21 protein-coding genes are annotated in these 24,840 nt (G+C 68.9%); 14 read left to right on the forward strand and 7 right to left on the reverse strand.

The features are described 5' to 3' along the window. Nucleotides 1-29: 29 nt before the first annotated feature. Nucleotides 30-884 carry a pantoate--beta-alanine ligase gene (panC, locus tag ACN6O8_RS17630; RefSeq protein WP_427992307.1) on the forward strand — a complete coding sequence of 285 codons (855 nt, stop codon included), beginning with the start codon at nucleotides 30-32 and terminating at the stop codon, nucleotides 882-884. A gap of 123 nt (nucleotides 885-1,007) precedes the next feature. Beyond that, nucleotides 1,008-1,373: a response regulator transcription factor gene (locus ACN6O8_RS17635; protein ID WP_427992308.1), complete on the forward strand. Its 366-nt coding sequence runs from the start codon at nucleotides 1,008-1,010 to the stop codon at nucleotides 1,371-1,373. A 164-nt stretch (nucleotides 1,374-1,537) separates the two neighbouring features. Here the strand turns inward: ACN6O8_RS17635 and ACN6O8_RS17640 are convergent, their stop codons facing one another. After that, nucleotides 1,538-2,308 carry a copper resistance protein NlpE N-terminal domain-containing protein gene (locus ACN6O8_RS17640; RefSeq protein WP_427992309.1) on the reverse strand — a complete coding sequence of 257 codons (771 nt, stop codon included), beginning with the start codon at nucleotides 2,306-2,308 and terminating at the stop codon, nucleotides 1,538-1,540. Between the two features lie 203 nt (nucleotides 2,309-2,511). Here ACN6O8_RS17640 and ACN6O8_RS17645 point away from each other — a divergent pair, with 203 nt between their 5' ends. The 7 genes from ACN6O8_RS17645 to ACN6O8_RS17675 all read left to right on the forward strand — a co-directional run bounded on the left by ACN6O8_RS17645 (nucleotide 2,512) and on the right by ACN6O8_RS17675 (nucleotide 13,994). Then, nucleotides 2,512-3,360 carry a prepilin peptidase gene (locus ACN6O8_RS17645; RefSeq protein ID WP_427992558.1) on the forward strand — a complete coding sequence of 283 codons (849 nt, stop codon included), beginning with the start codon at nucleotides 2,512-2,514 and terminating at the stop codon, nucleotides 3,358-3,360. A 55-nt stretch (nucleotides 3,361-3,415) separates the two neighbouring features. Then, nucleotides 3,416-4,063, forward strand: a complete 648-nt coding sequence (coaE, locus tag ACN6O8_RS17650) for a dephospho-CoA kinase (protein WP_427992310.1) — start codon at nucleotides 3,416-3,418, stop codon at nucleotides 4,061-4,063. Between the two features lie 42 nt (nucleotides 4,064-4,105). Beyond that, nucleotides 4,106-4,858, forward strand: a complete 753-nt coding sequence (gene zapD, locus ACN6O8_RS17655; RefSeq protein ID WP_427992311.1) for a cell division protein ZapD — start codon at nucleotides 4,106-4,108, stop codon at nucleotides 4,856-4,858. Nucleotides 4,859-5,008: 150 nt separating this feature from the next. Beyond that, a complete protein-coding gene (locus tag ACN6O8_RS17660) occupies nucleotides 5,009-6,286 on the forward strand; it encodes an MdtA/MuxA family multidrug efflux RND transporter periplasmic adaptor subunit (protein ID WP_427992312.1) in 1,278 nt (425 codons plus the stop codon). Nucleotides 6,287-6,301: 15 nt separating this feature from the next. Then, nucleotides 6,302-9,400 (forward strand): MdtB/MuxB family multidrug efflux RND transporter permease subunit, encoded by a 3,099-nt coding sequence (locus ACN6O8_RS17665; protein ID WP_427992313.1) that lies wholly within the window; start codon nucleotides 6,302-6,304, stop codon nucleotides 9,398-9,400. Next, nucleotides 9,397-12,507, forward strand: coding sequence for a multidrug efflux RND transporter permease subunit (locus tag ACN6O8_RS17670; RefSeq protein WP_427992314.1), 3,111 nt, complete (start codon nucleotides 9,397-9,399; stop codon nucleotides 12,505-12,507). The genes ACN6O8_RS17665 and ACN6O8_RS17670 overlap by 4 nt, the downstream gene beginning before the upstream one ends. Continuing rightward, nucleotides 12,504-13,994, forward strand: coding sequence for an efflux transporter outer membrane subunit (locus ACN6O8_RS17675; RefSeq protein ID WP_427992315.1), 1,491 nt, complete (start codon nucleotides 12,504-12,506; stop codon nucleotides 13,992-13,994). Before ACN6O8_RS17670 ends, ACN6O8_RS17675 begins: the two co-directional genes overlap by 4 nt. A 21-nt stretch (nucleotides 13,995-14,015) precedes the next feature. Here ACN6O8_RS17675 and ACN6O8_RS17680 read toward each other — a convergent pair whose 3' ends face one another. From ACN6O8_RS17680 to ACN6O8_RS17705, 6 genes are all read right to left on the reverse strand, one after another. Next, nucleotides 14,016-14,681: a TetR/AcrR family transcriptional regulator gene (locus tag ACN6O8_RS17680; RefSeq protein ID WP_427992316.1), complete on the reverse strand. Its 666-nt coding sequence runs from the start codon at nucleotides 14,679-14,681 to the stop codon at nucleotides 14,016-14,018. Nucleotides 14,682-14,770: 89 nt separating this feature from the next. Continuing rightward, nucleotides 14,771-15,733: a Nudix family hydrolase gene (locus ACN6O8_RS17685; protein ID WP_427992317.1), complete on the reverse strand. Its 963-nt coding sequence runs from the start codon at nucleotides 15,731-15,733 to the stop codon at nucleotides 14,771-14,773. Further along, nucleotides 15,726-16,592 carry an ATP-binding protein gene (locus ACN6O8_RS17690; protein ID WP_427992318.1) on the reverse strand — a complete coding sequence of 289 codons (867 nt, stop codon included), beginning with the start codon at nucleotides 16,590-16,592 and terminating at the stop codon, nucleotides 15,726-15,728. The genes ACN6O8_RS17685 and ACN6O8_RS17690 overlap by 8 nt, the downstream gene beginning before the upstream one ends. A 296-nt stretch (nucleotides 16,593-16,888) precedes the next feature. Then, on the reverse strand, nucleotides 16,889-18,115 hold the full coding sequence (argJ, locus tag ACN6O8_RS17695) for a bifunctional glutamate N-acetyltransferase/amino-acid acetyltransferase ArgJ (protein WP_427992319.1): 1,227 nt from the start codon (nucleotides 18,113-18,115) through the stop codon (nucleotides 16,889-16,891). Nucleotides 18,116-18,237: 122 nt separating this feature from the next. Next, the gene (locus tag ACN6O8_RS17700) at nucleotides 18,238-19,278 is read right to left on the reverse strand and encodes a hypothetical protein (RefSeq protein WP_427992320.1); all 1,041 of its coding nucleotides are present in this window, start codon (nucleotides 19,276-19,278) and stop codon (nucleotides 18,238-18,240) included. 67 nt (nucleotides 19,279-19,345) lie between these two features. After that, the gene (locus ACN6O8_RS17705; RefSeq protein WP_427992321.1) at nucleotides 19,346-19,840 is read right to left on the reverse strand and encodes a MarR family winged helix-turn-helix transcriptional regulator; all 495 of its coding nucleotides are present in this window, start codon (nucleotides 19,838-19,840) and stop codon (nucleotides 19,346-19,348) included. 260 nt (nucleotides 19,841-20,100) lie between these two features. Between ACN6O8_RS17705 and ACN6O8_RS17710 the strand changes: the two genes are divergently transcribed. The 5 genes from ACN6O8_RS17710 (at nucleotide 20,101) to ACN6O8_RS17730 (ending at nucleotide 24,792) form a co-directional block, all read left to right on the forward strand. Next, entirely contained in the window at nucleotides 20,101-21,264 is a 1,164-nt protein-coding gene (locus ACN6O8_RS17710) for an ABC transporter substrate-binding protein (RefSeq protein ID WP_427992322.1), read from the forward strand. Nucleotides 21,265-21,402: 138 nt separating this feature from the next. Then, on the forward strand, nucleotides 21,403-22,323 hold the full coding sequence (locus ACN6O8_RS17715) for a branched-chain amino acid ABC transporter permease (protein WP_006388547.1): 921 nt from the start codon (nucleotides 21,403-21,405) through the stop codon (nucleotides 22,321-22,323). A gap of 2 nt (nucleotides 22,324-22,325) precedes the next feature. Beyond that, nucleotides 22,326-23,291 carry a branched-chain amino acid ABC transporter permease gene (locus tag ACN6O8_RS17720; RefSeq protein WP_427992323.1) on the forward strand — a complete coding sequence of 322 codons (966 nt, stop codon included), beginning with the start codon at nucleotides 22,326-22,328 and terminating at the stop codon, nucleotides 23,289-23,291. Continuing rightward, the gene (locus ACN6O8_RS17725; RefSeq protein ID WP_427992324.1) at nucleotides 23,288-24,088 is read left to right on the forward strand and encodes an ABC transporter ATP-binding protein; all 801 of its coding nucleotides are present in this window, start codon (nucleotides 23,288-23,290) and stop codon (nucleotides 24,086-24,088) included. Before ACN6O8_RS17720 ends, ACN6O8_RS17725 begins: the two co-directional genes overlap by 4 nt. Further along, nucleotides 24,088-24,792 carry an ABC transporter ATP-binding protein gene (locus tag ACN6O8_RS17730; protein ID WP_427992325.1) on the forward strand — a complete coding sequence of 235 codons (705 nt, stop codon included), beginning with the start codon at nucleotides 24,088-24,090 and terminating at the stop codon, nucleotides 24,790-24,792. Before ACN6O8_RS17725 ends, ACN6O8_RS17730 begins: the two co-directional genes overlap by 1 nt. The last annotated feature ends 48 nt before the right edge of the window (nucleotides 24,793-24,840 follow it).

A 24,840-nucleotide genomic window follows, 5' to 3' on the forward strand; every position in this document is an offset into this window, starting at 1 on the left:
GCTGTGCGCCCAACCCCGGAGATCCCCCCTTGAAAGTCGTCCATACCATCCAGGAATTGCGCGATCACCTGCGCGGTCAGAACCGCGTCTCGTTCGTGCCCACCATGGGCAACCTGCACGAAGGCCACCTGGCGCTGATGAAACTGGCGCGCCAGCACGGCGACCCGGTGGTCGCCAGCATCTTCGTGAACCGGCTGCAATTCGGCCCCAACGAGGATTTCGACCAATACCCGCGCACCCTGGCCGCGGACATCGAGAAGCTGGAGCGCGCGCGCGATGTCTACGTGCTGTTCGCGCCCCATGAGCGCGAGATGTATCCCGAGCCACAGAATTTCCGCGTGCAGCCGCCGGACGACCTGGGCGACATCCTGGAAGGCGAGTTCCGTCCGGGTTTCTTTGCCGGCGTCAGCACCGTGGTGCTCAAGCTGTTCTCCTGTGTGCAGCCGAGGGTGGCGGTATTCGGCAAGAAGGATTATCAGCAGTTGATGGTGGTGCGCAATATGTGCCGCCAGTTCCAACTGCCGGTGGAAGTGCTGGCGCACGAGACCGTGCGCGCCGACGACGGCCTGGCGCTGTCCTCGCGCAACCGCTACCTGAGCGACGCCGAGCGCGCCGAGGCCCCGGCCCTGTACGCCGCGTTGCACAACGTCGGCCAGCGCCTGGCGGCCGGCGAGCGCGACGCCGCCGCGCTGGAACGCGAGGCCGCCGAGACCCTGACCCGCCGCGGCTGGCAGGTGGACTACATCGCGCTGCGGCGCCAGCGCGATCTCAAGCGCCCGCAAGCCGCCGACCTGCTGGCCGGCGAGCCGGTGGTGGTGCTGGCCGCCGCCCGCCTGGGCGCGACGCGCCTGATCGACAACCTGGAACTGTCCTACACGGCCTGAGGCCGCGCGGCGGCGCGGGCCCGTTTGCCGCGGGCCACGCCGCCACCCTGGCAAAATTGCCAGCTTACGGCGCCGGCGGCGGCCGGGCAGACTCTCTGCAATCTTTCATTGCAGAGCCGTTCCATGCCCGTTCCCCGTCCCGATCTCGCCGCCCTCCTGTCCAGCCTGACGCCGCGCGAGCGCGAAATCGTCCATTATGTCGTGGCCGGGCGCCCGAACAAAGTCATCGCCATCGACCTGGGGATCTCCCTGCGCACGGTCGAAGCTCATCGCGCCCGCATCTTCGCCAAGCTACAGGTGCGCAATGCCATGCAGTTGGCCTGCCGGCTGTGCGCCTACGGACATCTGGGCGGGAGCGCCGTGGCCGACACGCGCGCCGGGGGCGCGCCGGCAGGCGCCAGCGCGTACACGGCCCGCCCCGCGCCGGTTGCCGTCGTCATCGCGGATTGCTCCGCAGCACTCATCAAAAAAGGCTTCTGGACTAAGTAGGCACTTACATCAGGACATCCCGCGCGGGCAACTTCGAGCGTGCGGCGCGCGCGGCCGGCCACAAACGGCCGGCCACAAACACAAGGGCCTGACGGACGTGAGATCCGGCAGGCCCTTGGCGCAAGCGGTCGGTCAGGCCGGGGGCATGGCCCGGCCGGCCGGGTTCAGGGACACTGGGGCGCGCTGGCCTTGGCCAGCTCGTCGATCGGATCCAGATCCGGCTGGCGCGTCAGGTTGTAGTTCAGGTTGGGCGTCTGGCCGCCGATGGAGCGCACCCGCAGCACGTTGTTGGCGGCCACGATGAACTCGACCCGCACATTGCCCTTGCCGTCGAGCAGGATGACGCGCGGCGGGCGCTCGTCGGTGGCGTCCCAGCAGCCTTGCTCGACCACCGGGGCAGCCTTGTTGGGGTCGTTTTCCAGGTAGGCGGTGCGGCCGCGCCAGCGGCCGTTGGGGGCCAGTGTCAGGGTCACGCGCTGCGCCGTGCATTGCATGGCGGGCGAGAAACACGGCAGGGTGCCCATGTAGGTCTGCGGCTGCGGCACCAGGCTGTTGGCGGCGGCGCTGTGCGTGGCGGCCGGAGCGGGCGCCGCGGTGGCAGCGGCCGTGGCCGCGCCGCCGCTGTCGGCGCCTTCCGGCACGGCCTGGCCGTCCTCGGTGGTGACGCCTTGGCTGGCCGCGGCCTGGTTCGGGGTTTTCTTCTGGTCCGGCTTGAGCGCGATCTGTACCTGCGAGGGCGCCCGCAGCACGGTGCGGTAGCCGGCGCCGGAGCCCTGGTACTGGGCGTCGGTCACGGTGCTTTCGGCCGGAGGATCGTAATAGCCTTCGGTGCGTTGCTGGGCGCAGCCCGCGGCACCCAGCGCCGTGCCCGCGAGCAGCAGCCCCACGATGCCGAGTTTGCGGGGGCGGGTAAGGAGTTCGACGCGCGCGGTCATGGCAGCTGATCCGTAAATTGAGTCTGTCTCCGATTTTACGCACTTATGCGAAGATTCGATACGTTCTCCCCCTTACCTGAAAGGCGTTGCCGGCACTTTATGCACAAATTACGACACGGCTCCGGGCTGTCCGCCCGCCTGTCCGACGCCGTAGCCAGGCGCCGGCTCCGCCGCGCCGCGCCGCGAGGGTCGGCATGAGTACGTTGTGGCACGTCTTTCCGCTGCCGCTGGCGCTGTTTGTGGCGCTGGCCGCGCTGGCCGGGCTGGTGGTCGGCGGCTGGCTGACCCGGGTGAGCCACCGGCTGCCGCGCATGATGGAGCGCGAATGGCAGGCCCAATGCCAGGAGGCGGCGGGCAAACCCAGGCCGCCCGCCGACTATGGCCTGTGGGCGCCGGGCGCGCATTGCCCGCACTGCCAAGCGCCCGTGACCGGCTGGCGGCGCCTGCCGCTGCTGGGCTGGCTGGCGTTGCGCGGCCGCTGCGGCGCCTGCCGGGCCCCGATCGGCTGGCGCTATCCGGCTATCGAGGCGATCACCTGCGCGCTGTTCGCCGCCTGCGCCTGGCGCTTTGGCGCCACTCCCATCGCGTTGTGCGCCATGGGGCTGTCGGCGGCGCTGGTGGCGCTGGCCTGGATCGACCTTGAATCGACCCTGCTGCCGGACGCCATCACCTTGCCGCTGGCCTGGGCCGGCCTGCTGGTGAACCTGTTCGATGCCTTTACCCCGTTGTCGATGGCGGTGGTGGGCGCGGTGGCCGGCTATCTGTTCCTGTGGGTTATCTTTCATGCATTCCGCCTGCTGACGGGGCGCGAGGGCATGGGCTACGGCGACTTCAAGCTGCTGGCGGCGCTGGGCGCCTGGTTCGGCGTCGGCGCGTTGCCGATGCTGCTGTTGGCCGCGTCGGTGGCGGGCGTGGTGGTGGGCGGCGCGCTGACGCTCAGTGGCCGGGCCCGTCGCGGCCAGGCCTTGCCGTTCGGGCCTTACCTGGCGCTGGCGGGCGTGGCGGTCCTGCTGCTGGGCGGCGAGCAGGGCCTGGGATGGTTGCTGCATTGAAGGCGCGCGCGGCGCGCCGGTCGGGCCGGATCGCGGCCGCGAAGGAATGAAGAGCATGTTCAAGATCGGTCTGACAGGGGGCATCGGTTCGGGCAAGTCGCGCGTGGCCGACATGCTGGGCGAGTGGGGCGCGTCGGTGGTCGATACCGACGAGATCGCGCGCGCCTTGACGGCGGCCGGCGGCGCGGCCATGCCCGCCATCGAACGCGAGTTCGGGCCCGACGCGTTGACGCCGGCGGGCGCCCTCGACCGCGACTGGATGCGGGAACGCGCCTTCGCCGATCCGCGGGTGCGCCTGCGGCTGGAAGCCATCCTGCACCCGGCCATCGGTCTGGAGACCGAACGCCAGGCCGAGGCCGCGCGCGGGGCCTATCTGGTGTTCGTGGTGCCGCTGCTGGTGGAGTCGATCGCGCGCTGGCGCGATCGCGTCGACCGCATCTGCGTGGTCGATTGCGATCCCGACACCCAGGTGGCGCGCGTGCGGTCGCGCAGCGGGCTGACGGACTCTGCCATCCGGCGTATCATGGCGGCACAGGCTGCGCGGGCGAGCCGGCTCGAAGTCGCGGATGACGTCATCGATAATGGCGGCGCGACCTCGCCGGAGCAATTGCGCGCGCAGGCGAAGACCCTGCATGACCGCTGGCTAGCCCTGGCGGCCACCACGGGCCGGCAAGCCCCGGGCTTGGCCGGCACCCCTGAATAATCTCGGCCCGCGGGCCGACCTCCGATGGGCCTGTTTACAAGCGTGATTGTTTTCGAATATCCCTTCAATGAGCGCATCCGCGCTTACCTGCGGCTCGAATACCTGTTCGACAGGTTGTTCTTCTTTGCCCGCGAAGGAGATTCACGCCTGCACCAGGTCGCGGTCACTTCGTTGTTCGATCTGCTCGACGTGTGCGAGCGCACCGACGTCAAGGGCGCGGTGCTGCAGGATCTCGAACGCCAGCGCGTGGCGCTGGTGGGCCTGCGCGATCACCCCGGGGTGGCGCAGGACGCGCTCGAAGGCATGCTGCGCGAACTCGAGAAAGTCTCCTCGACCCTCGCCGCGCCCGGCAAGACCGGCCAGTCGCTGCGCGAGAACGAATGGCTCACCAGCCTGCGCGGCCGCCTGTCGGTGCCCGGCGGCGCCACCCAGGTGGATATGCCGTCGTATTACGCCTGGCAGCACAAGCCCGAGGCCGCGCGCTGCGCCGACCTGCAGGCCTGGCTGGCGCCCCTCATCCCCCTGTTCGACGGCCTGACCATGGCGCTGCGCCTGCTGCGCGAGTCCGGCCGCAAGACCGACATCGTCGCCGAGCAGGGCGCCTACCAGCAGATGCTGGGTGGCAAGCAGTACCAGTTGCTGCGCGTATGGGTGGATCAGGCCCAGGGGGTGTTCCCCGAGATCAGCGCCAACAAGTACATGATCTGGATCCGCTTTTCCACCCAGGACGGCGAATTCAAGCCCCAGCAGGTGGCTCGCAGCATTCCTTTCCAGATGACGCTCTGCAATTCCTGACCCGGGGGCGCGGGCGTCCGGGCATGGCGCCACGCGGCGATCCTGCCCCGATTCCTGTTGCGGCCTATTTCAGCGGCAACGGGCAATGACGGAAATGGTGACCGCCTGGGTCACAATACGGCTTTCTCCGTCAGTGCCGGAACCGTTTCCATGTCCGATAGCCGTCCCGTTTCGTCGACCTCCCGTTGGACCCGCCGCAGAATCATCGGGTTGGCGGTGCTATTGCTGGTGGTGGCCGGCGTTGCCTGGCTGGCGCTGCGGCCGGCGGCCAAGCCGGGCGGCGCGGGCGGCGCACGGCCGGGCGCGGGCGGGCGGCCCAACATGGCGGCCGCCATGGCCAACCTGGCCGTGCCAGTGCGGGTGGCCAACGCCGTCACCCAGGACATCGACATTTTCCTCAAGTCCCTGGGCACCGTCACCGCCTACAACACCGTCACCGTGCGCAGCCGCGTCAGCGGCGAACTGGTCGACGTGGCCTTCCAGGAAGGCCAGCGGGTCAAGGCTGGCGATCTGCTGGCCCAGGTCGACCCGCGTGCTTTCCAGGTCGCGCTGGATCAGGCCCGCGGCACGCAGATGCAGAACCAGGCGCTGCTCGAAAACGCGCGCCGCGACTTGCAGCGCTACCAGGCCCTGTTCAAGCAGGACTCCATCGCCAAGCAGCAGGTCGATACCCAGGCCGCGCTGGTGCGCCAGTACGAAGGCACCATCAAGAGCGACCAGGCCAATGTCGACAATGCCCGCCTGCAACTGGACTACGCCCGCATCACCGCGCCGATCAGCGGCCGGCTCGGCCTGCGCCAGGTCGACCGCGGCAACCTGGTGTCCAGCGCTGATACCAATGGCCTGGTGGTGATCACGCAGACCCAGCCGATCTCGGTGGTGTTCACGTTGCCCGAGACGCAGTTGCCACAGGTGCGCGCGGAACTGGCGCAGGGCAGGACGCTGGCCGTGGACGCCTACGACCGCGCCGACACCCGCCGCATCGCCAGCGGCACGCTGGAGACGCTGGATAACCAGATCGACGTCGCCACCGGCACCCTCAAGCTCAAGGCCAAGTTCGATAACGAGGACGACGCGCTGTTTCCCAACCAGTTCGTCAACGTGCGCCTGCACGTGCTGACGCGCAAGGGCGTGACCGCGATTCCGACGGCGGCGGTGCAGCAGGGGTCGGCCGGCGCCTTCGTGTTCCTGGTGCAGCCGGACAACACCGTGCAGGTCAGGCAGGTCAAGCTGGGCGCCGTCAACAATGGCATGGTGGCCGTCAACGAAGGCCTGCAGCCGGGCGACCGGGTGGTCACCGAAGGCACCGACCGGCTGCGCGCCGGCGCCAAGGTCGAGGTCGTGGGCGGCGACGAGGTGATCCCCGCCGCCCAGGACAAGTCGCTGGGCGGGGGCGCGCCGGCGGGCACCACGCCCGCCACGCGCTGATCAAGGGGCCGCGCCGTGAGCCCGTCGCGCCTGTTCATCCTGCGGCCCGTGGCCACCACCCTGTCGATGGTGGCCATCCTGATCGCCGGCTTCATCGCCTACCGCCTGCTGCCGGTGTCGGCGTTGCCCGAAGTCGACTATCCCACCATCCAGGTGACCACGCTGTATCCGGGCGCGAGTCCCGACGTGATGACGTCGCTGGTGACCTCGCCGCTGGAACGGCAGTTCGGCCAGATGCCGGGCCTGAACCAGATGTCGTCGACCAGCTCGGGCGGCGCGTCGGTCATCACCATGCAGTTCAACCTGACGCTGCCGCTGGATGTGGCCGAGCAGCAGGTGCAGGCCGCCATCAACGCGGCGTCCAACCTGCTACCCAGCGACCTGCCGGTGCCGCCGACCTACAACAAGGTCAACCCGGCCGACGCGGCGGTGCTGACGCTGGCGATCACCTCGCCCACCATGCCCTTGCCGCAGGTGCGCGACCTGGTGGACACGCGGGTGGCACAAAAGCTGTCGCAGATTCCGGGCGTGGGCCTGGTGAGCGTGGCGGGCGGGCAGCGCCCGGCCGTGCGGGTGCAGGTCAATCCGCAGGCGCTGGCGGCCAACGGCCTGGGGCTGACCGACCTGCGCACCGCGGTGGTGGGCGCCAACGTCAACCAGCCCAAGGGCAACCTGGACGGGCCGCTGCGCTCGACCACCATCAACGCCAATGACCAGCTCAAGTCACCCACCGACTACAACGACCTGATCATCGCCTACAAGAACAACGCGCCGCTGCGCCTGTCGGACGTGGCGCGCGCGGTCGAGGGCGCCGAGGACACGCGCCAGGCCGCCTGGGCCGGCGACAAGCCGGCCATTCTGCTCAACATCCAGCGCCAGCCCGGCGCCAACGTCATCGACGTGGTCAACCGCATCCAGACGTTGTTGCCGCAACTGCGCGCCGCGCTGCCGGCCACGCTGGACGTGGCGGTGGTGTCCGACCGCACCCAGACCATCCGCGACTCGGTGGCCGATGTGCAGTTCGAGATGCTGCTGGCGGTGGCGCTGGTGGTGATGGTGACCTTCGTGTTCCTGCGCAGCCTGACGGCGACGCTGATTCCCAGCGTGGTGGTGCCGCTGTCGCTGGTGGGCACGTTCGGCATCATGTACCTGGCGGGATTCTCCATCAACAATCTGACGCTGATGGCGCTGACCATCGCCACCGGTTTCGTGGTGGACGACGCCATCGTCATGATCGAGAACATCGCCCGCCACATCGAAGAGGGCCAGACGCCGCTGCAGGCCGCGCTCAAGGGCGCCGAGCAGATCGGTTTCACGCTGATCTCGCTGACCTTCTCGCTGATCGCGGTGCTGATCCCGCTGCTGTTCATGACCGAGGTGGTGGGGCGGCTGTTCCGCGAGTTCGCCATCACGCTGGCGGTGTCGATCCTGATTTCGCTGGTGGTGTCGCTGACGCTGACACCGATGATGTGCGCGCGCCTGCTGCGCGCCGAATCCGAACAGAAGCATGGCCGCTTCCATCAGATCACCGGCGCCTTCATCGACCGCACCATCGCCGCCTACGACCGCATGCTGCAACGCGTGCTGCGCCATCAGCCGCTGACGCTGCTGGTGGCGCTGGCCACTTTCGCGTTGACGGTGCTGTTGTACATCCTGGTGCCCAAGGGCTTCTTCCCGCAGCAGGACACCGGGCTGATCCAGGCCATCACGCAGGCGCCGCAATCCATATCCTTCACCGCCATGGCCGAGCGCCAGCAGGCGGCGGCACGGCTGGCGCTGGCCGACCCCGACGTGCAGGCGGTGTCGTCGTTCATCGGCGTGGACGGCAGCAACGCCACCCTCAGCGCCGGCCGCATGCAGATCGCGCTCAAGCCGCAGTCCGAACGCAATGGCGACCTGCCGACCGTCATGGCGCGGCTGCAGGAGGCCTTCGGCAAGCAGGACGGCCTGACGGTCTACATGCAGCCGGTGCAGGACCTGACCATCGAGGACCGGGTCAGCCGCACCCAGTACCAGATGACGTTGTCCAATCCGGATCTGAAGGTGCTGAGCGAATGGGCGCCCAGGCTGATCGACCGGCTGCGCCAGGTGCCCGGCCTGAAGGACGTGACCGACGACCTGCAGGACGACGGCCTGCAGACCTGGGTCGAGATCGACCGCGACGCCGCCTCGCGCCTGGGGATCACGGCTTCGATGGTGGACGAGGCGCTGTACGACGCCTTCGGCCAGCGCCTGATTTCCACCATCTTCACCCAGTCCAACCAGTACCGCGTGGTGCTGGAGGTGCAGCCGCAGTTCCAGATGAATCCGGCGGCGTTGGGCCAGATCCACGTGCCCACTTCCACGGGCGCGCAGGTGCCGCTGTCGTCGATCGCCCGCATCACCGAAGGCAAGACGGTGCTGGCGGTGAACCGGCTCGACCAGTTCCCGATGGTCACGGTGTCGTTCAACCTGGCGCACGGCGCCTCGCTGTCGGCCGCGGTCGAGGCGATCTCCGCGGCCGAGGCCGAGATCGGCATGCCGGCCAGCGTCGAAACGCGCTTCCAGGGCGCGGCGCTGGCGTTCCAGAATTCGCTGTCGAGCACGCTGTGGCTGATCCTGGCGGCCATCGTCACCATGTACATCGTGCTGGGCGTGCTGTACGAAAGCTACATCCACCCCATCACCATCCTGTCGACGCTGCCGTCGGCCGGGGTGGGGGCGCTGCTGGCGCTGCTGATCAGCGGCACCGAGCTGGACATGATCGGCATCATCGGCATCATCCTGCTGATCGGCATCGTCAAGAAGAACGCCATCATGATGATCGACTTCGCGCTCGACGCCGAGCGCAAGCGCGGCCTGTCGCCGCGCGCGGCGATCCATGAGGCGGCGCTGCTGCGCTTTCGGCCGATCCTGATGACCACGCTGGCCGCGCTGTTCGGCGCGCTGCCACTGATGCTGTCCTCGGGCACCGGCGCCGAGCTGCGCCAGCCGCTGGGTCTGGTGATGGTGGGCGGCCTGCTGCTGAGCCAGGTGCTGACGCTGTTCACCACGCCGGTGATCTACCTGATGTTCGATCGCCTGTCGCGGCGCTGGCGCGGCCAGCGCGAGGCGCGCGCCGGAGAAGCGCCGTGATTCTGTCGGCGCCCTTCATCGTGCGGCCGGTGGCGACCACGCTGCTGTCGCTGGCGATCGTGCTGGCGGGCATGCTGTCGTTCTTCCTGCTGCCGGTGGCGCCGTTGCCGCAGATGGACATCCCCACCATTTCGGTGTCGGCCAGTCTGCCGGGCGCCAGTCCCGAAACCATGGCCTCCAGCGTCGCCACGCCGCTGGAGCGTTCGCTGGGCAGCATCGCCGGCGTGACCGAGATGACCTCCAGCAGCACGCAGGGCTCGACCCGCGTGACCCTGCAATTCGATCTGTCGCGCGACATCAATGGCGCCGCGCGCGACGTGCAGGCGGCCATCAACGCGGCCCGCTCGCTGCTGCCCACCAGCCTGCGCAGCAACCCCACGTATCACAAATTCAATCCGTCCGACGCGCCCATCATGACGCTGGCGCTGACCTCCGATACCTTGAGCCAGGGGCAGATGTATGACCTGGCCTCGACCATCGTGGCGCAGAAGCTGTCGCAAGTGAACGGGGTGGGCGAGGTCACGGTGGGCGGCAGTTCGCTGCCGGCGGTGCGCGTGACCGTGCTGCCGGGCGCGCTGGCCAATCGCGGCGTGTCGCTGGACGAGGTGCGCACCGCGCTGGCCAATGCCAACGCCAACCGGCCCAAGGGGGTGCTGGAGAACGACCGCTACCACTGGCAGATCATGGTCAATGACCAGCTCAGCCGCGCCGAACAGTACCGGCCGCTGATCGTGGCCTGGCGCGACGGCGCGCCGGTGCGGGTGGCGGACGTGGCCAAGGTCGAGGACTCGGTCGAGGATCTGTACCAGACCGGCTTTTACAACCAGCGCAACGCGATCCTGATGATCGTGCGGCGCCAGGCCGACGCCAACATCATCGAGACGGTCGATGCCGTGCGGGCCCAGTTGCCGGTGCTGCTGGCGTTGATGCCGGCCGACGTGCAGCTGACGGTGGCGCAGGATCGCACGCCCAGCATCCGCGCCTCGCTGCACGAGGCCGAGCTGACGCTGATCATCGCGGTGGGCCTGGTGGTGTTGGTGGTGCTGCTGTTCCTGCGGCGCTGGCGCGCGGCCATCATTCCCAGTGTCGCGGTGCCGGTGTCGCTGATCGGCACCTTCTGCGTCATGTACCTGTGCGGCTTCACACTCAACACCATTTCGCTGATGGCGCTGATCGTGGCCACCGGTTTCGTGGTGGACGATGCCATCGTGGTGCTGGAGAACATCATGCGCCATGTCGAGAATGGCATGACGCCGATGCGGGCGGCGCTGCGCGGCTCGCGCGAGGTGGGTTTCACGGTGCTGTCGATGAGCCTGTCGCTGGTGGCGGTGTTCATCCCGATCCTGCTGATGGGCGGCGTGGCGGGGCGCCTGTTCCGCGAGTTCGCGGTGACGCTGTCGGCGTCGATCATGGTGTCGCTGGTGGTGTCGCTGACCCTGACGCCGATGATGTGCGCGCGCCTGCTCAAGGCCGAGCCCAAGGAGCCCAAGCCGCCGGGCCGGCTGGCGCGCTGGGCCGAGGGCGGTTTCGCCTGGATGCAGGACGGTTATCGGCGCAGCCTGGCGTGGGCGCTGGCGCACGGCCGCCTGATGATGCTGGTCCTGGCGGCGGCGGTGGGCCTGAACGTGTATCTATACACCGCCGTGCCCAAGGGCTTCTTCCCGCAGCAGGATACCGGCCAGTTGCTGGGCTTTTTCCGGGTGGATCAGGGCACCTCGTTCCAGGCCACGGTGCCCAAGCTGGAGGCGTTGCGCAAGGTGGTGCTGGCCGATCCGGCGGTGCAGAGCATGACCGGCTACGCGGGCGGGCGCGGCGGCAGCAACAGCAGCTTCATGCAGATCCAGCTCAAGCCGCTGGGCGAGCGCAAGGTCTCGGCCGAACAGGTCATCAACCGCCTGCGGGCGCGCTTGCAGAACATGCCGGGCGCGCGCATGTTCCTGGTGGCGCAGCAGGACATCCGCGTCGGCGGCCGCCAGAGCCAGGGCTCGTACGACTACACGCTGATGTCCGGCGACCTGCAATTGCTGCGCACCTGGATGCCCAAGGTGCAGCAGGCCATGGCGAAGATTCCCGAGATCACCGACGTCGATACCGATGTCGAGGACAAGGGCCGCGAAATCAATCTGGTGATTGATCGCGACGCGGCCACGCGGCTGGGCGTGAGCATGGCGACGATCTCCACCGTGCTCAACAATTCCTTCAGTCAGCGCCAGGTGTCGGTGATGTACGGGCCGTTGAACCAGTATCACGTGGTGCTGGGGGTGGACCCGAAGTTCGCGCAGGATATCGAGTCGCTCAAGCAGGTCGAGGTGATCACCGCCGCCGGGACGCGCGTGCCGATGGCTGCCTTCGCCCGCTTCGAGAACGCCAACGCGCCGCTCAGTGTGCAGCACCAGGGCCTGTTCGTGGCCGACACGGTCTCGTTCAGCCTGGCGCCGGGCGTGTCGCTGGGCCAGGCCACCGCCGCCATCGACGCCGCGGTGGCGCGCATCGGCCTGCCGTCGGATCAGATCCAGGCGGGTTTCCAGGGCACGGCGGCGGTGCTGCAGCAGACGCTGTCGCAGCAACCGTGGCTGATCCTGGCGGCGCTGGTCACCATGTATATCGTGCTGGGCATCCTGTACGAGAGCTTCGTGCATCCGCTAACGATCCTGTCGACCCTGCCGTCGGCCGGGTTGGGCGCGCTGCTGGCGCTGCTGCTGGTGCGCACCGACTTCACGCTGATCGCGCTGATCGGGGTGTTCCTGCTGATCGGCATCGTCAAGAAGAACGCCATCATGATGGTGGACTTCGCGCTGGAGGCCGAGCGCAACCAGCACATGGCGCCGCGCGAAGCCATCTTCCAGGCCTGCCTGACGCGCTTTCGCCCCATCATGATGACCACCATGGCCGCCATCTTCGGCGCGCTGCCGCTGGTGCTGGCGACCGGCGCCGGCGTCGAGATGCGCCAGCCGCTGGGCATTACCATCGTGGGCGGCCTGGTGCTGAGCCAGATCCTGACGCTGTACACCACTCCGGTGGTCTATCTCTACCTTGACCGTTTCCGCCTCTGGGCCGCGCGCGGGCGCGCCCGGCGTGGCGGGGCCGCTTCGATAGAACAACCATGATCCGCAACACCAAGCCTTTTTTCCACGCCTTCCTGCCGCGCGCCGGCATCACGCTGGCGCTGTGCGCGGCGCTGGCCGCCTGCGCCGTCGGCCCCGACTACCAGCGGCCGGCGCTGGACGTGGGCGCCGCCTACAAGGAAGGCCAGGACGAGGTGCCGGGCTGGAAGCGGGCCGAGCCGCGCGACGACGCCGATCGCGGCCAATGGTGGCGGGTCTATGACGATGCCACGCTGAACGGCCTGGTCGAGCGCCTGAACGCCTCCAACCAGACCATCGCCCAGGCCGAGGCCAACTACCGCCAGGCGCTGGGCCTGGTGCGCGGGGCGCGCGCCGGGTTTTTCCCCACCGTGGGCGCCGGCGCCGGCGTGACCCGTTCCGGCAACGGCGGTGGCGGGTCGTCATCGGCGTCGTCCTCGGGCGGTGGCAACGTCTCGAACCAGTATTCGCTGACCGGCAGCGTCAGTTGGGAGCTGGACGTGTGGGGCCGGGTGCGCCGCAGCGTCGAATCCTCCGAGGCCAGCGCCGCGGCCAGCCTGGCCGACCTGGCCGCGACCCGCCTGAGCGCGCAGGCCGCGCTGGTGCAGGCCTATCTGCAATTGCGCGTGCTAGACGAACAGAAGCGCCTGCTGGACGCCACCGTGGCGGCCTACGAGAAGTCGCTGCAACTAACGCAGAACCGCTACAACGTCGGCGTGGCGGGGCAGTCGGATGTGGCCGTGGCGCGCACCCAGGTCGAAAGCACGCGCGCGCAGTCGATCGACCTGGACTGGCAGCGCGGCCAGTACGAACATGCCATCGCCGTGCTGATGGGCCAGGCGCCGTCGCACTTCAGTCTGCCGCCGGCGCCATTCTCGTTGCAGTTGCCACAGATTCCGGTGGGCCTGCCATCCGAGCTGCTGGAGCGCCGTCCCGACGTGGCCGCCGCCGAGCGCCGCGCGGCCGCCGCCAATGCGCAGATCGGCGTGGCGCAGGCGGCCTGGTTCCCCAGCCTGACCCTGTCGGCCGACGGCGGTTTCCGCAATGGCCAGTTCGCCGAGCTGCTGACCGCGCCAGCGCGTTTCTGGTCGCTGGGGCCGGCGCTGGCGCTGACGATTTTCGACGGCGGCGCGCGCCAGGCGCAGGTCGAGCAGGCGCGCGCGTCCTACGACGCGCAGGCGGCGGCCTACCGGCAGGCGGCGCTGACCGGGCTGCGCGAGGTCGAGGACTACCTGATCCAGTTGCGCGTGCTGGAGAACGAGCAGACCGTGCAGCGCCGCGCCCTGGAATCGGCGCGCGAATCGCTGCGGTTGATCCAGAACCAGTACAAGGCCGGGCTGGTGGATTACCTGAGCGTGGCCGTGGTGGACGCCACCGCGCTCAACAGCGAGCGCAACGCTCTCGGCCTGTACGGCAACCGCCTGGTGGCCAGCGTCAACCTGATTGTCGCGCTGGGCGGCGGTTGGGACGGGCTGGCCGCGCCGGCCGCCCCGCCGGCCCCCGCCAGGTAAGCGGGACGGCGCGGCGGGCCGTCAGGGCGCGGGATCGGCGGGCGGCCGTGGCGGCTGGCGGCGCGCCTCCAGGCGGGCCAGGGATTGCTGGTTGAGCGCGTCCGGGAATCCGTGCTTGACCAGGTGTTCCAGGGCGTCGCTGATGCGCTGCCAGCCTTCCGGTGAGCGCAGCGGCACGCCCAGGAAATGGCTTTCGGTCTTGGCGCGCAGCATCAGATACAGTACGCTCGCCAGCATCACGCTGACGACGGCGGGCACGTCCATGTCGGGCGTCAGGCCGTCGATGCGGTCGATGAAACCGCGCGCGGCGCGTTCGCGGCGGTCCGCCAGCGGAGCGGACACCTCGTTGCGTTCGATCAGTTCCCAGCGCCGCACTTCACGCAGTGTCTCGTTGCCGGCGAGCGCGTCGATCTGCGCGCGCAGCATCGACAGCACCAGGTCGCCGGGACTGCGCTGGCTGGACTCGTCCGCCGCCAGCAGGTCGGGGTTGCGGGTCCAGAAATCCTGTTCCCGCATCCAGGCCAGCATCAGGCCGGGCATGCCGTCGAAATAGCGGTAGATGAGTTCCTTGCTGACGCCGGCGCGTTTGGCGATGGCGTTGATGCCCACGCCGCCCATGCCGGTTTCCTTGATCTGATCTTCGAGGGCCTGCAGGATCTGGCGCTCGGTGTTCTCGCGTCGGGACATGGGCTGGCTCCTTGATGGTGAGGGGGCGCGGACGGGCGCCGGTGAACCGGCCATCCGGCCGGGGGCTTGGCGGGCCAGTCCCGCCTGCGTCAGAGCAGCCCGCGGATGCCGGCGATGCCGTGCGCGCCGTGGCGCAGCGCCTGCGAGACCGTCTGGGAGGATTGTCCGCCCAGCGCGAACACGGGGATGCCGGCATCCCGGTTGCCGGCGACGAAGCCATCCCAGCCCAGCGTCGGCGCGCCGGGATGGCTGGGCGTGTCCAGCACCGGGCCGAGCACGGCGAAGTCCGCGCCCAGTTCGCGCGCATGCACCACCTGGGCGTTGTCGTGCGCCGACACGCCCACCAGCGCGCCCGCCGGCAGCTCGGGCCGGGCCGTCAGCCGCGCGGCGTCGGCGCCGCGCAGGTGCACGCCGTCGGCCTCGCGCCACCAGGCGGCCGGATGGGCGCTGTTGACCAGCACCCGCGCGCCCGCGGCATGGCAGCGCTTGATGATCTGCCGCAAGGCTTCGTGCAGCGAGGCCGAGGCCGGGCCGTCGGGCCATTGCGGCTCACGCAACTGCACCAGCTTGACGCCGCGCGCCAGCGCCGCGTCCAGCCGCCCCAGGAACGCCGTCAGGCCGGCGCGCGCGCCGATGGAACTGATGCCGTAGGCGGTGGGCAACTGCAACCAGCGCAGCGGCGGCAGGGTGGCCGGCAGCAGGTCGCCGACCACCGCCGCGTTGGCCGGATCGACCCATTCCAGGCGCTGGTTTTCCAGGCTGCGCGGCTCGCCTTCCCAGCCGGTGACGTGGCAGAACGCCAGCCGCACCGTGGTGTGCGGATAGGCGTGCACGTAGGTCACCCAGGGCCGCGACTGGGTCACGCGGATGCCGATCTCTTCCTGCAGTTCGCGCGCCAGCGCCTGCAGCACGGTCTCGCCGGGTTCGAGCTTGCCGCCGGGCAGCTCCCACCAGCCCGACCAGGGCTTGCCTTCGGGGCGTTGGCCCAGCAACAGCATGCCGTCCGGGCGCAGGATCAGGCCGGCGGCGACATCGATGATTTTGTCAGACATGGCGGGCAGCCCAGTCACGGGCGAATTGATAGGCGACGCGGCCGGAACGCGAGCCGCGCTCGATCGTCCATTGCAGCGCCTCGGTGCGGGACGGCTCGATCTGGTCTGGCGGGCAGCCCAGTTCGCGCAGCCAGTGGTAGACGATATCGAGGTAGTCGTCCTGCTTGAAGGGATAGAACGACAGCCACAGGCCAAAACGCTCGGACAGCGAGATCTTTTCCTCGACGGTTTCGCCGGGGTGGATTTCGCCGTCGGGCTGGTGCTTGGCCTGCAGGTTCTCGCTCATGTATTCCGGCATCAGGTGGCGCCGGTTGGAGGTGGCGTAGATCAGCACGTTGTCGCCCGAGGCCGCCACCGAGCCGTCCAGCACGGATTTGAGCGCCTTGTAGCCGGCCTCGCCTTCCTCGAACGACAGGTCATCGCAGAATACGATGAAGCGCTCGGGGCGCGGCGCCACCAGTTCGACGATGTCGGCCAGATCGGCCAGGTCGGACTTGTCGACTTCGATCAGGCGTAGGCCGCGGTCGCCGTAGGCGCTGAGCATGGCCTTGACCAGCGAGCTTTTGCCGGTGCCGCGGGCGCCGGTCATGAGGACGTTATTGGCGGGCTTGTTGTCGATGAATTGCCGCGTGTTGCGGTCGATGATGCCTTTCTGGCGTTCGATGTGTTGCAGGTCTTCGAGTTCGATGCGGGCCACGTGACGCACGGCGTCGAGCCAGCCGCGCGAGCCGCGCTTGCGCCAGCGGAACGCGTGGGCGCTCCAGTCGATGTCGGGAGGCGCGGGCGGCAGCCAGGCTTCGAGCTGGGCCAGGACGCGCTCGGCGCGCTGGAGGAGGGTGGAGAATTCGGTCGCGGTCACGGTGTGATCCTGGAAGAGCGAACGGGCGGGCCCGGCACCGGGCCCGCGTCGCATTCGCGGGCATCGTCGGAAGAAGAGGGCGCGTATCCCGCCGTCAGGCGTCGTGGGGACGCGCGCCGCTCAACGCTTGTCACCTGCCAGGGACCGCGGTGATGCCACGGATTCCCCGGGGGCAGTGACCGGCGATGGGTAAGGCGCAGCCACTGGATTTCATTGCTGCCGCCATCCGGCGGGGCCCGGCAAGCCCTTGCCGGGATCCCGCGCCCGGGGTCAGCCGGGCGGATGGCGGGTCTCGATCAGGAACGGTAATCGGCGTTGATCGACACGTACTCGTGCGAGAAGTCGCAGGTGTAGACGGTGTCGTTCACCTGGCCGCGGCCCAGCGCGATGCGCACGGTGATCTCGGCCTGCTTCATCACGCGCTGGCCGTCGGCCTCCTGGTAGGCGGGGTTGCGGCCGCCGTCCTTGGCCACCAGCACGTCGTCGAGCCACAGGCGGATCTTCGACACGTCCAGGTCGTCGATGCCGGCGTAGCCCACGGCGGCCAGGATGCGGCCCAGGTTGGGGTCCGAGGCGAAGAAGGCGGTCTTGACCAGCGGCGAGTGGGCCACGGCGTAGGCCACCTTGAGGGCTTCCTCGGTGCTGCCGGCCTCTTCGACGCGGATGGTCATGAACTTGGTGGCGCCCTCGGCGTCGCGCACGATCTTCTGCGCCAGTTCCAGCGCGGCGGCGGTCAGCGCCTCGCGCACGGCGGCATAGGCGGCGTCGGACTCGGCATTGACCTGGACGCCGGACTTGCCGGTGGCGACGATGATGAACGAGTCATTGGTGGAGGTGTCGCCGTCGACCGTGATGCGGTTGAACGAGGCGTCGGCGATTTCCACCGCCAGCTTGCGCAGCAGCGGTTGGGCGATGCCGGCGTCGGTGGCCAGGAAGCTCAGCATGGTCGCCATGTTGGGGCGGATCATGCCGGCGCCCTTGCTGATGCCGGTGAAGGTGACGGTCTTGCCGCCGATCTGGACGCGGCGCGACGAGATCTTGGGCAGCGTGTCGGTGGTCATGATGCCGTGCGCGGCGCTGAACCAGTGGTCGGCGCCCAGGTTGGCGATGGCGCCCGGCAGGCCGGCGAACAGGCGGTCCAGCGGCAGCGGTTCCAGGATCACGCCGGTCGAGAACGGCAGCACCTGGGCGGCGGGCACGCCCAGCAGGCGGCCGAGTTCGGCGCAGGTGTCCTGGGCCTTCTTCAGGCCTTCGGCGCCGGTGCCGGCGTTGGCGTTGCCGGTGTTGATGACCAGCGCGCGGATCGGGCCGCCGTCGGCCAGGTGCGCCTGGCACACCTGCACGGGCGCGGCGCAGAAGCGGTTGCGGGTGAAGACGCCGGCCACGCTGCTGCCTTCGGCCAGGCGGAAAACCGTCAGGTCGCGTCGGTTGGCTTTGCGGATGCCGGCCTCGGTAACGCCGATTTCAACGCCGGCAACAGGGAAAATTTCGGACTCGGAGGGGATCTGCAGGTTAACGGCCATGACTTCGTCTCATGAATGAGCAGGACGGAAATCGCCGCCAGGGCAAGGCGGCGCGCGGGGGAAAGCTTCGTATTATCCCACTGCTTTGCGACCGCCGGCGGCGGCCGCGTGAAAGCCGGCTGTCAGGGCGCGGTGCGCATGGCCGCCACGTCCAGCACGCCGGCCTCGCGGTTGGACAGCACCCGGCGCATGGTGCCGTCCGGCGCCTGCAACACCGACATGCCGGCGGCGATCTCCTTGCCGTCGGCCTGGCGCGCGGCGCGGCCGCGCGAGGGCGAGAACAGCAGGTCGCCGGGCTGCACGCCGGGCACGCGCGGGCTGGCGGTCAGCACGCGGGTGCCGGTGGGGTAGGTGACGCCGCCGAAGGCGCTCTCGCGGCTCAGCAGGCCCTCGAACGCCAGCAGGCGGCGCTGCGCGTCCAGCGTCATGTCCACCTTCAGCAGCGGCAGGCCGGCCACCGACAGCGGCTCGCTGCCTTCGGCGCGCAGCAGCCAGCGCGGCGCCGGGCTGGCCGGATCGGGGGCGGCGCCCCGCGCCGCCTCGTCGACCTTGAGCCAGGCGCCGGGCGGAATCGGCTGCTGGTTCAGGGTGTTGCCGATGGCCAGATGGCAACTGGCGAAGCGCGGCTGGCCACCCAGCAGGACGAATTCGAGGCGGTGGCCGTGGGCGCAGAGCCAGCCGTCCAGGGCCTGGTCGCGGGCGATTTCGACGGACAGGGTTTCGGGTTGGCGGGAGGTGGCCGGGTAGTGGAACAGGCGGGTGGCGCTGACGCCCTGTACCGTCACGGGCTGGCCTTCGGGGAAGGTGGCGCGGTCGAACGAGGCCGGCTCTCCGGGCGTGGCCAGCCGCAGCGCGGTGCCGGCCGGCATGTCCAGCCCGGCCAGCCGGGTGGGCTGGGCCAGCACCAGGTTCAGGCTGGCGCCCAGGCGCGCTTCGCGCTGGGCCACCAGCCATTGGCTCAGTTGCTGGTAGGGGAAGATGCCGCCGACCACGGCCAGCAGCGCCATCAGCAGGGTGCCGCCGCGGCGATGGTCGCCCAGCCACAGCCGGGCGCCGCGGCTGGTGGCCAGGATGGCCAGCCAGGTCAGCAGCGTGGAGAGGCAGGCCAGCGACACTGCCATCAACACGTAATAATTACCGCCAGGAAGAGATACCGGAATCATGGCGGCAATTATGCGCCAAACCGGTTTGGTTTTTATGGCGGCCGGCCGGTACGGCGCCGGTGCCGGTTCAGTCCTTGGCGCTGGCCGAGCGGGTGGCCACCACCTGCAACTTCAGCTCGCCCAGCGCCTGGAACAGCGCGTTGCGGCTGGCCTCCGGCAGCTCGCCGAACATGGCCTTGACCCATGATTCGTGCGCCCGCGCCATCCTGGCGAAGCTCTTGCGGCCCTGCGGCGTCAGTTTGATGAGCGAGCTGCGGCGGTCGGACTCGACCTTGGTGCGCACCACCAGGCCTTCTTTTTCGAGCTGGTCGGTGATACCGGTAATATTGCCGTTGGTCACCATCATGTGGCGCGACAATTCGCCCATCTTCATGCCCTTGGGGGCGCGCTGCAATTGCGCCATCAGGTCGAAGCGGGGCAGGGTGGTGTCGAATTCGTTGCGCAGCCGGCTGCGGATCTCGCCTTCGATGAGATTGGCGCAGGTCAGCATGCGCAGCCACAGACGCAGCGCGTGGTGGTCGTCGGGGGCGGCGCGGGATTCCAGGTCGGGTGCGTCTGTCATGGTCGGGAGCTTACCGGGAAGGCGTGGATCGGGCGGTATTCTTGTGTCACTGGTAAAAACCCTAGACTTGTTTTGCCGGATACTTTAAACCTAAACTATGAACCACGCCAGTTCTCCCCATGCCGCACCCCGGGATCGGCTGCCGCGGGCGCCGGTCTGACGCGCCGCCTGAGCGGGGCGGCTGGCCGGGCATAGAAGTCCTTCGAATCGCAGTCCTAGAAAAACACCCTCTGCGCGGCTCGCGCACGGAGCACACCACCATGCGTTTCATCACTTCCCTCGTTGCCGCCGCCGCGTTGGTTCCGGCACTGGCGCACGCCGATCCGGTCAAGGTCGGCATCGCGAATGACATTTCCGGCCCGTTTTCGGCCCTGGGCGCCGAGGCCCGCGACGGCTTCAACCTGGCCATCAAGCAACTGGGCGGCAAGCTGGGCGGCCAGCCCGCCGAATTCCTGCAGACCGACATGGGCGGCAACCCGGACCAGGCCCGCCAGTTGGTCACGCGCTACATCCAGCGCGACAAGGTCGATTTCTTCACCGGCCCGATCGGCTCGAACGTGGCGCTGGCCGTCGGCCCCGCGCTGTTCGCCGCCAAGGTGCCGTACCTGTCCAACAATCCGGGCCCGAGCCAGTTCGCCGGCGCTCAGTGCAATAACTACTGGTTCGGTTCGTCTTACCAGAACGACGCCTTCCACGAAGCCGCCGGCAAGGTCGCGGCCGACCGCGGCTTCAAGAAGATGTTCATCATGGCGCCGGACTACCCGGCCGGCAAGGACGCGCTGGCCGGCTTCAAGCGCGGCTACAAGACCGCCCCGGGCGACGAGGTCTACACCAAGCTGGGCCAGATCGACTACGCCGCCGAGATTGCCCAGATCCGCGCCGCCAAGCCGGACGCCGTCTACATCTTCCTGCCGGGCGGCATGGGCATCAACTTCGTCAAGCAGTTCGTGTCGGCCGGCCTGTCGCAGAGCGTCAAGCTGATCGGGCCGGGCTTCTCGGCCGACGAGGACGTGATCCAGGCCGTGGGCGAGCCGATGCTGGGCATGTACAACACGGCGCAATGGGCGCACGACCTGGATGTGCCGCAGAACAAGGCCTTCGTCGACGCCTTCCGCAAGGAATACAACGGCCGCTACCCGTCGGTGTACGCCGCCCAGGCCTATGACGTCATCATGGCCATGGACGCCGCCGTCAAGCAGGCCGGCGGCAAGGCCTCCGACCGCGAGGCCATCGTCAAGGCGCTGGCCAAGGCCGACTACCCCTCGGTGCGCGGCAGCTACACCTACGGCAAGAACCACTACCCGATCCAGGCCTACTACCTGCGCGTGGTCGACAAGGACGCCAGCGGCCGCATCACCAACAAGCTGGTGGGCAAGGTGTTCGACAAGTACCAGGACGTCTACGTCGGCGACTGCAAACTGTAAAGAACCAAGAACGGCTACATGCAATGTGGCCCCGCCCGCGGGGTCGCACGGATCCGGCTTCGCCGATCCGTCGCGACGCCCCCTTGAAGGGGGAAGCGCGCAGCGCTCCGGGGTGGGTCTACCGCAGAGGGGATTTTCATGACGTTCACGCTCATCGTCGAGCAATTGTTGAACGGTCTGCAGTTTGGGTTGATGTTGTTTCTGATCGCGGCCGGGCTGACCCTGGTGTTCGGCATCATGGACATCATGAATCTGGCGCACGGCTCGCTCTATATGGCAGGCGCCTACGTCGCCGCCGAAACCATGCAGCGCACGGGATCCTTCACCGCCGCCGTGCTGGTGGCCGCCGTCGCCACCGGCCTGGTCGGGGTGGCGCTGGAACTGACGCTGATCCGCCGCCTGGCGCTGCGCGACCATCTGGCGCAGGTGCTGGGCACGTACGCCGTCATTCTCATCGCCAATGATCTGGTCAAGATGATCTGGGGCCCGGCGCCGGTCATGTTGAACATGCCGGCGCTGCTGTCCGGGCCGGTGCGCCTGTTGCCCGATCTGCTGTATCCCGCCTACCGCCTGATGATCATCGTGTTCGGCGTGGCCTCGGCCGTGGGGCTGTACTGGTTCGTGACGCGCACTCGCGCCGGGGTGCTGGTGCGGGCCGGCGCCTCGAACCGCCAGATGGCCACCCTGATGGGGGTGCGCGTGCCGCTGCTGTTCCTGGGCGTGTTCGTGCTGGGCGCCATGCTGGCGGCCGTGGCCGGCGCGTTGCTGGGGCCGATCACCTCGGTGCAGGTCGGCATGGGCGAGGAGATCCTGATCCTGGTGCTGGTGTGCATCGTCATCGGCGGCATCGGCTCGATCCGCGGCGCCTTCGTCGGCGCGCTGCTGGTGGGCATGGTCGATACGGCCGGGCGCGCCTTCCTGCCGATGCTGCTGCGCCAGGTGTTCTCGCCGGCGGTCGCCTCCAGCGTCGGCCCGACGTTGGCGGCCATTGCCATCTACGTGCTGATGGCGGCGGTCCTAGTGTTCCGGCCTTCCGGCCTGTTTCCGGCGCGAGGCTGAACATGCGGACCTCTTCGACTCTCTGGACCCTGGCCCTGCTGGCCGCGCTGGCGGCGTTCCCGCTGGTGGCGCCGGCGCTCGGCCTGGACTTCTACATTTCCTTCGTGCGGCGCGTGCTGATCTACGCGCTGGCCGCCACCAGCCTGAACCTGATCCTGGGCTACGGCGGCATGGTGGCGCTGGGCCACGCGGCCTTTTTCGGCGCTGGCGCCTACGCGGTCGGCATCCTGGCGATGTCGGGGGTGAGTTCGGCGCTGGTGTCCTGGCCGGTGGCGATGCTGCTGGCGGCGTTGCTGGCCTTCATCACCGGCGCGATCTCGCTGCGCACGCGCGGCGTGTACTTCATCATGATCACGCTGGCGTTCGCGCAGATGCTGTTCTACATTTTCATTTCGCTGCGCCAGTACGGCGGCGAGGACGGCCTGAACCTGCCGGGCTATTCGGTGCTGCCCGGCATCGACCTGGCCAACGACGTGGCGTTCTACTACCTGGTGCTGGTGATCTTCACGGTGATGATGTGGCTGTTCGGGCGGGTGACGCTGTCGCGCTTCGGCACCGCGCTGCAAGGCATCCGTGAAAACGAGTCGCGCATGGAATCCATGGGCTATCCGGTGTACCGCATCAAGCTCACCGCCTTCACCCTCAGCGGCGCCGTGGCGGGGCTGGCCGGCGCGCTGCTGGCCAACCACAACCTGTTCATCTCCCCGAGCCTGATGCACTGGACCCAGTCGGCCAATCTGCTGATCATGGTGCTGGTGGGCGGCATCGGCCTGCGCTACGGCGGCGTGGCCGGCGCGGTGGTGATGCTGGTGCTGGAGGAAGTCCTGCGCCAGTGGACCGAATACTGGCACCTGCCGCTGGGCGTGCTGCTGCTGGGCGTGGTGTTCGGCGCGCCGCGCGGCCTGGTGGGCCTGCTCGGCCCGCTGTTCGGCGGCCGTGCCGCGCAAACCGGCAAGGCGGGATCATGAACCAGACGCATTCTTCCTCGCAGGCGCCTGCGCTGCAGGCCAGCAACCTGGTGCGCCGCTTCGGCGCGCTGGTGGCCACCGACAATGTCTCGATCTGCCTGAACCCGGGCGAGATCCATGCGCTGATCGGCCCCAATGGCGCCGGCAAGTCGACCCTGATCCACCTGCTGTCCGGCACGCTGGCGGCCGATGCCGGCTCGCTGGCGGTGGACGGCCGCGACGTCACCGCCATGAACGCGCACCAGCGGGTGGCGGCGGGCCTGTCGCGCTCGTTCCAGATCACCAACATCTTCAAGCAGTCCAGCGTGCTCGACAACCTGGTGCTGGCGGTGCAGGCCCATGCCGGCAGCAGCTTCCGCTTCTGGCGGCCGCGCGCGGCCGAGTCGGCCCTGTACGAGCAGGCCCGCGAGCTGGCGCGCGAATGCGCCATCGACGCCAGCCTGCTGGACCGCGCCGCCGGCACCCTGCCGCACGGCGAGCAGCGCAAGGTGGAGTTCGCCCTGGCCCTGGCCGCGCGCCCGCGCGTGCTGCTGCTGGACGAACCCATGGCCGGCATGGGCCCCGACGAGACCCTGCGCCTGACCGACCTGATCGAATCGCTGCGCGGCCGCGCCGCCATGCTGCTGGTCGAGCACGACATGCAGGCGGTTTTCCGCTTGGCCGACCGCATCTCGGTGCTGGTGTACGGCCGCGTGATCGCCACCGGCACGCCCGATGAGATCCGCGCCAACCCGGACGTGCGCCAGGCCTACCTGGGCGACGATGAGACGGCGCCCGCGCGCCAGGAGACTGCCTGATGCTCAGCATTGAATCGGCCCAGAGCGGCTATGGCGCCAGCCAGGTACTGTTCGGTGTGGACCTGGAGATCGGCGCGGGCCAGGTGGTGACGCTGCTGGGGCGCAACGGCATGGGCAAGACCACGCTGCTGCGCACGCTGTTCGGCCAGTTGCCGCTGCGCGGCGGCAGGATCCGTTTCGCCGGCCAGGACATCAGCGGCTGGAGCCCCGACCGCATCGCCCGCACCGGCGTGGCGATCGTGCCCGAGGGGCGCCAGTGCTTTCCCAACCTGACGGTGCGCGAGCACCTGACGGCCTTCGTGGCCGCGCGCAATCCCGCTATCGGCGAACCCTGGACGCCGGAGCGCGTGTTCGAGCTGTTTCCGCGCCTGGGCGAGCGCGCCCGCAACATGGGCAACCAGTTGTCGGGCGGCGAGCAGCAGATGCTGGCCATCGGCCGCGCGCTGGTCACCAACCCGCGCCTGCTGATCCTGGACGAGGCCACCGAAGGCCTGGCGCCCAAGATCCGCGAGGAAATCTGGAACTGCCTGGCGCGCCTGCGCCAGGCCGGCCAGACCATCCTGGTGATCGACAAATACGTCGAGCGCCTGCTGAGCCTGGCCGACCGCCACGTCATCCTGGAACGCGGCAAGGTGGTCTGGACGGGCGACTCCGCGGCGCTCGATGCCGACCGCGGATTGTGGGAACGCTACCTGGGCGTGTAGCGCGAAAGCCGCAGTTGCAACGCACGGCGCGGCTTTTCTTTCGATATA

Origin of the sequence: Achromobacter sp. (genome assembly GCF_050285565.1) — a bacterium.
Lineage (GTDB): Bacteria > Pseudomonadota > Gammaproteobacteria > Burkholderiales > Burkholderiaceae_B > Achromobacter.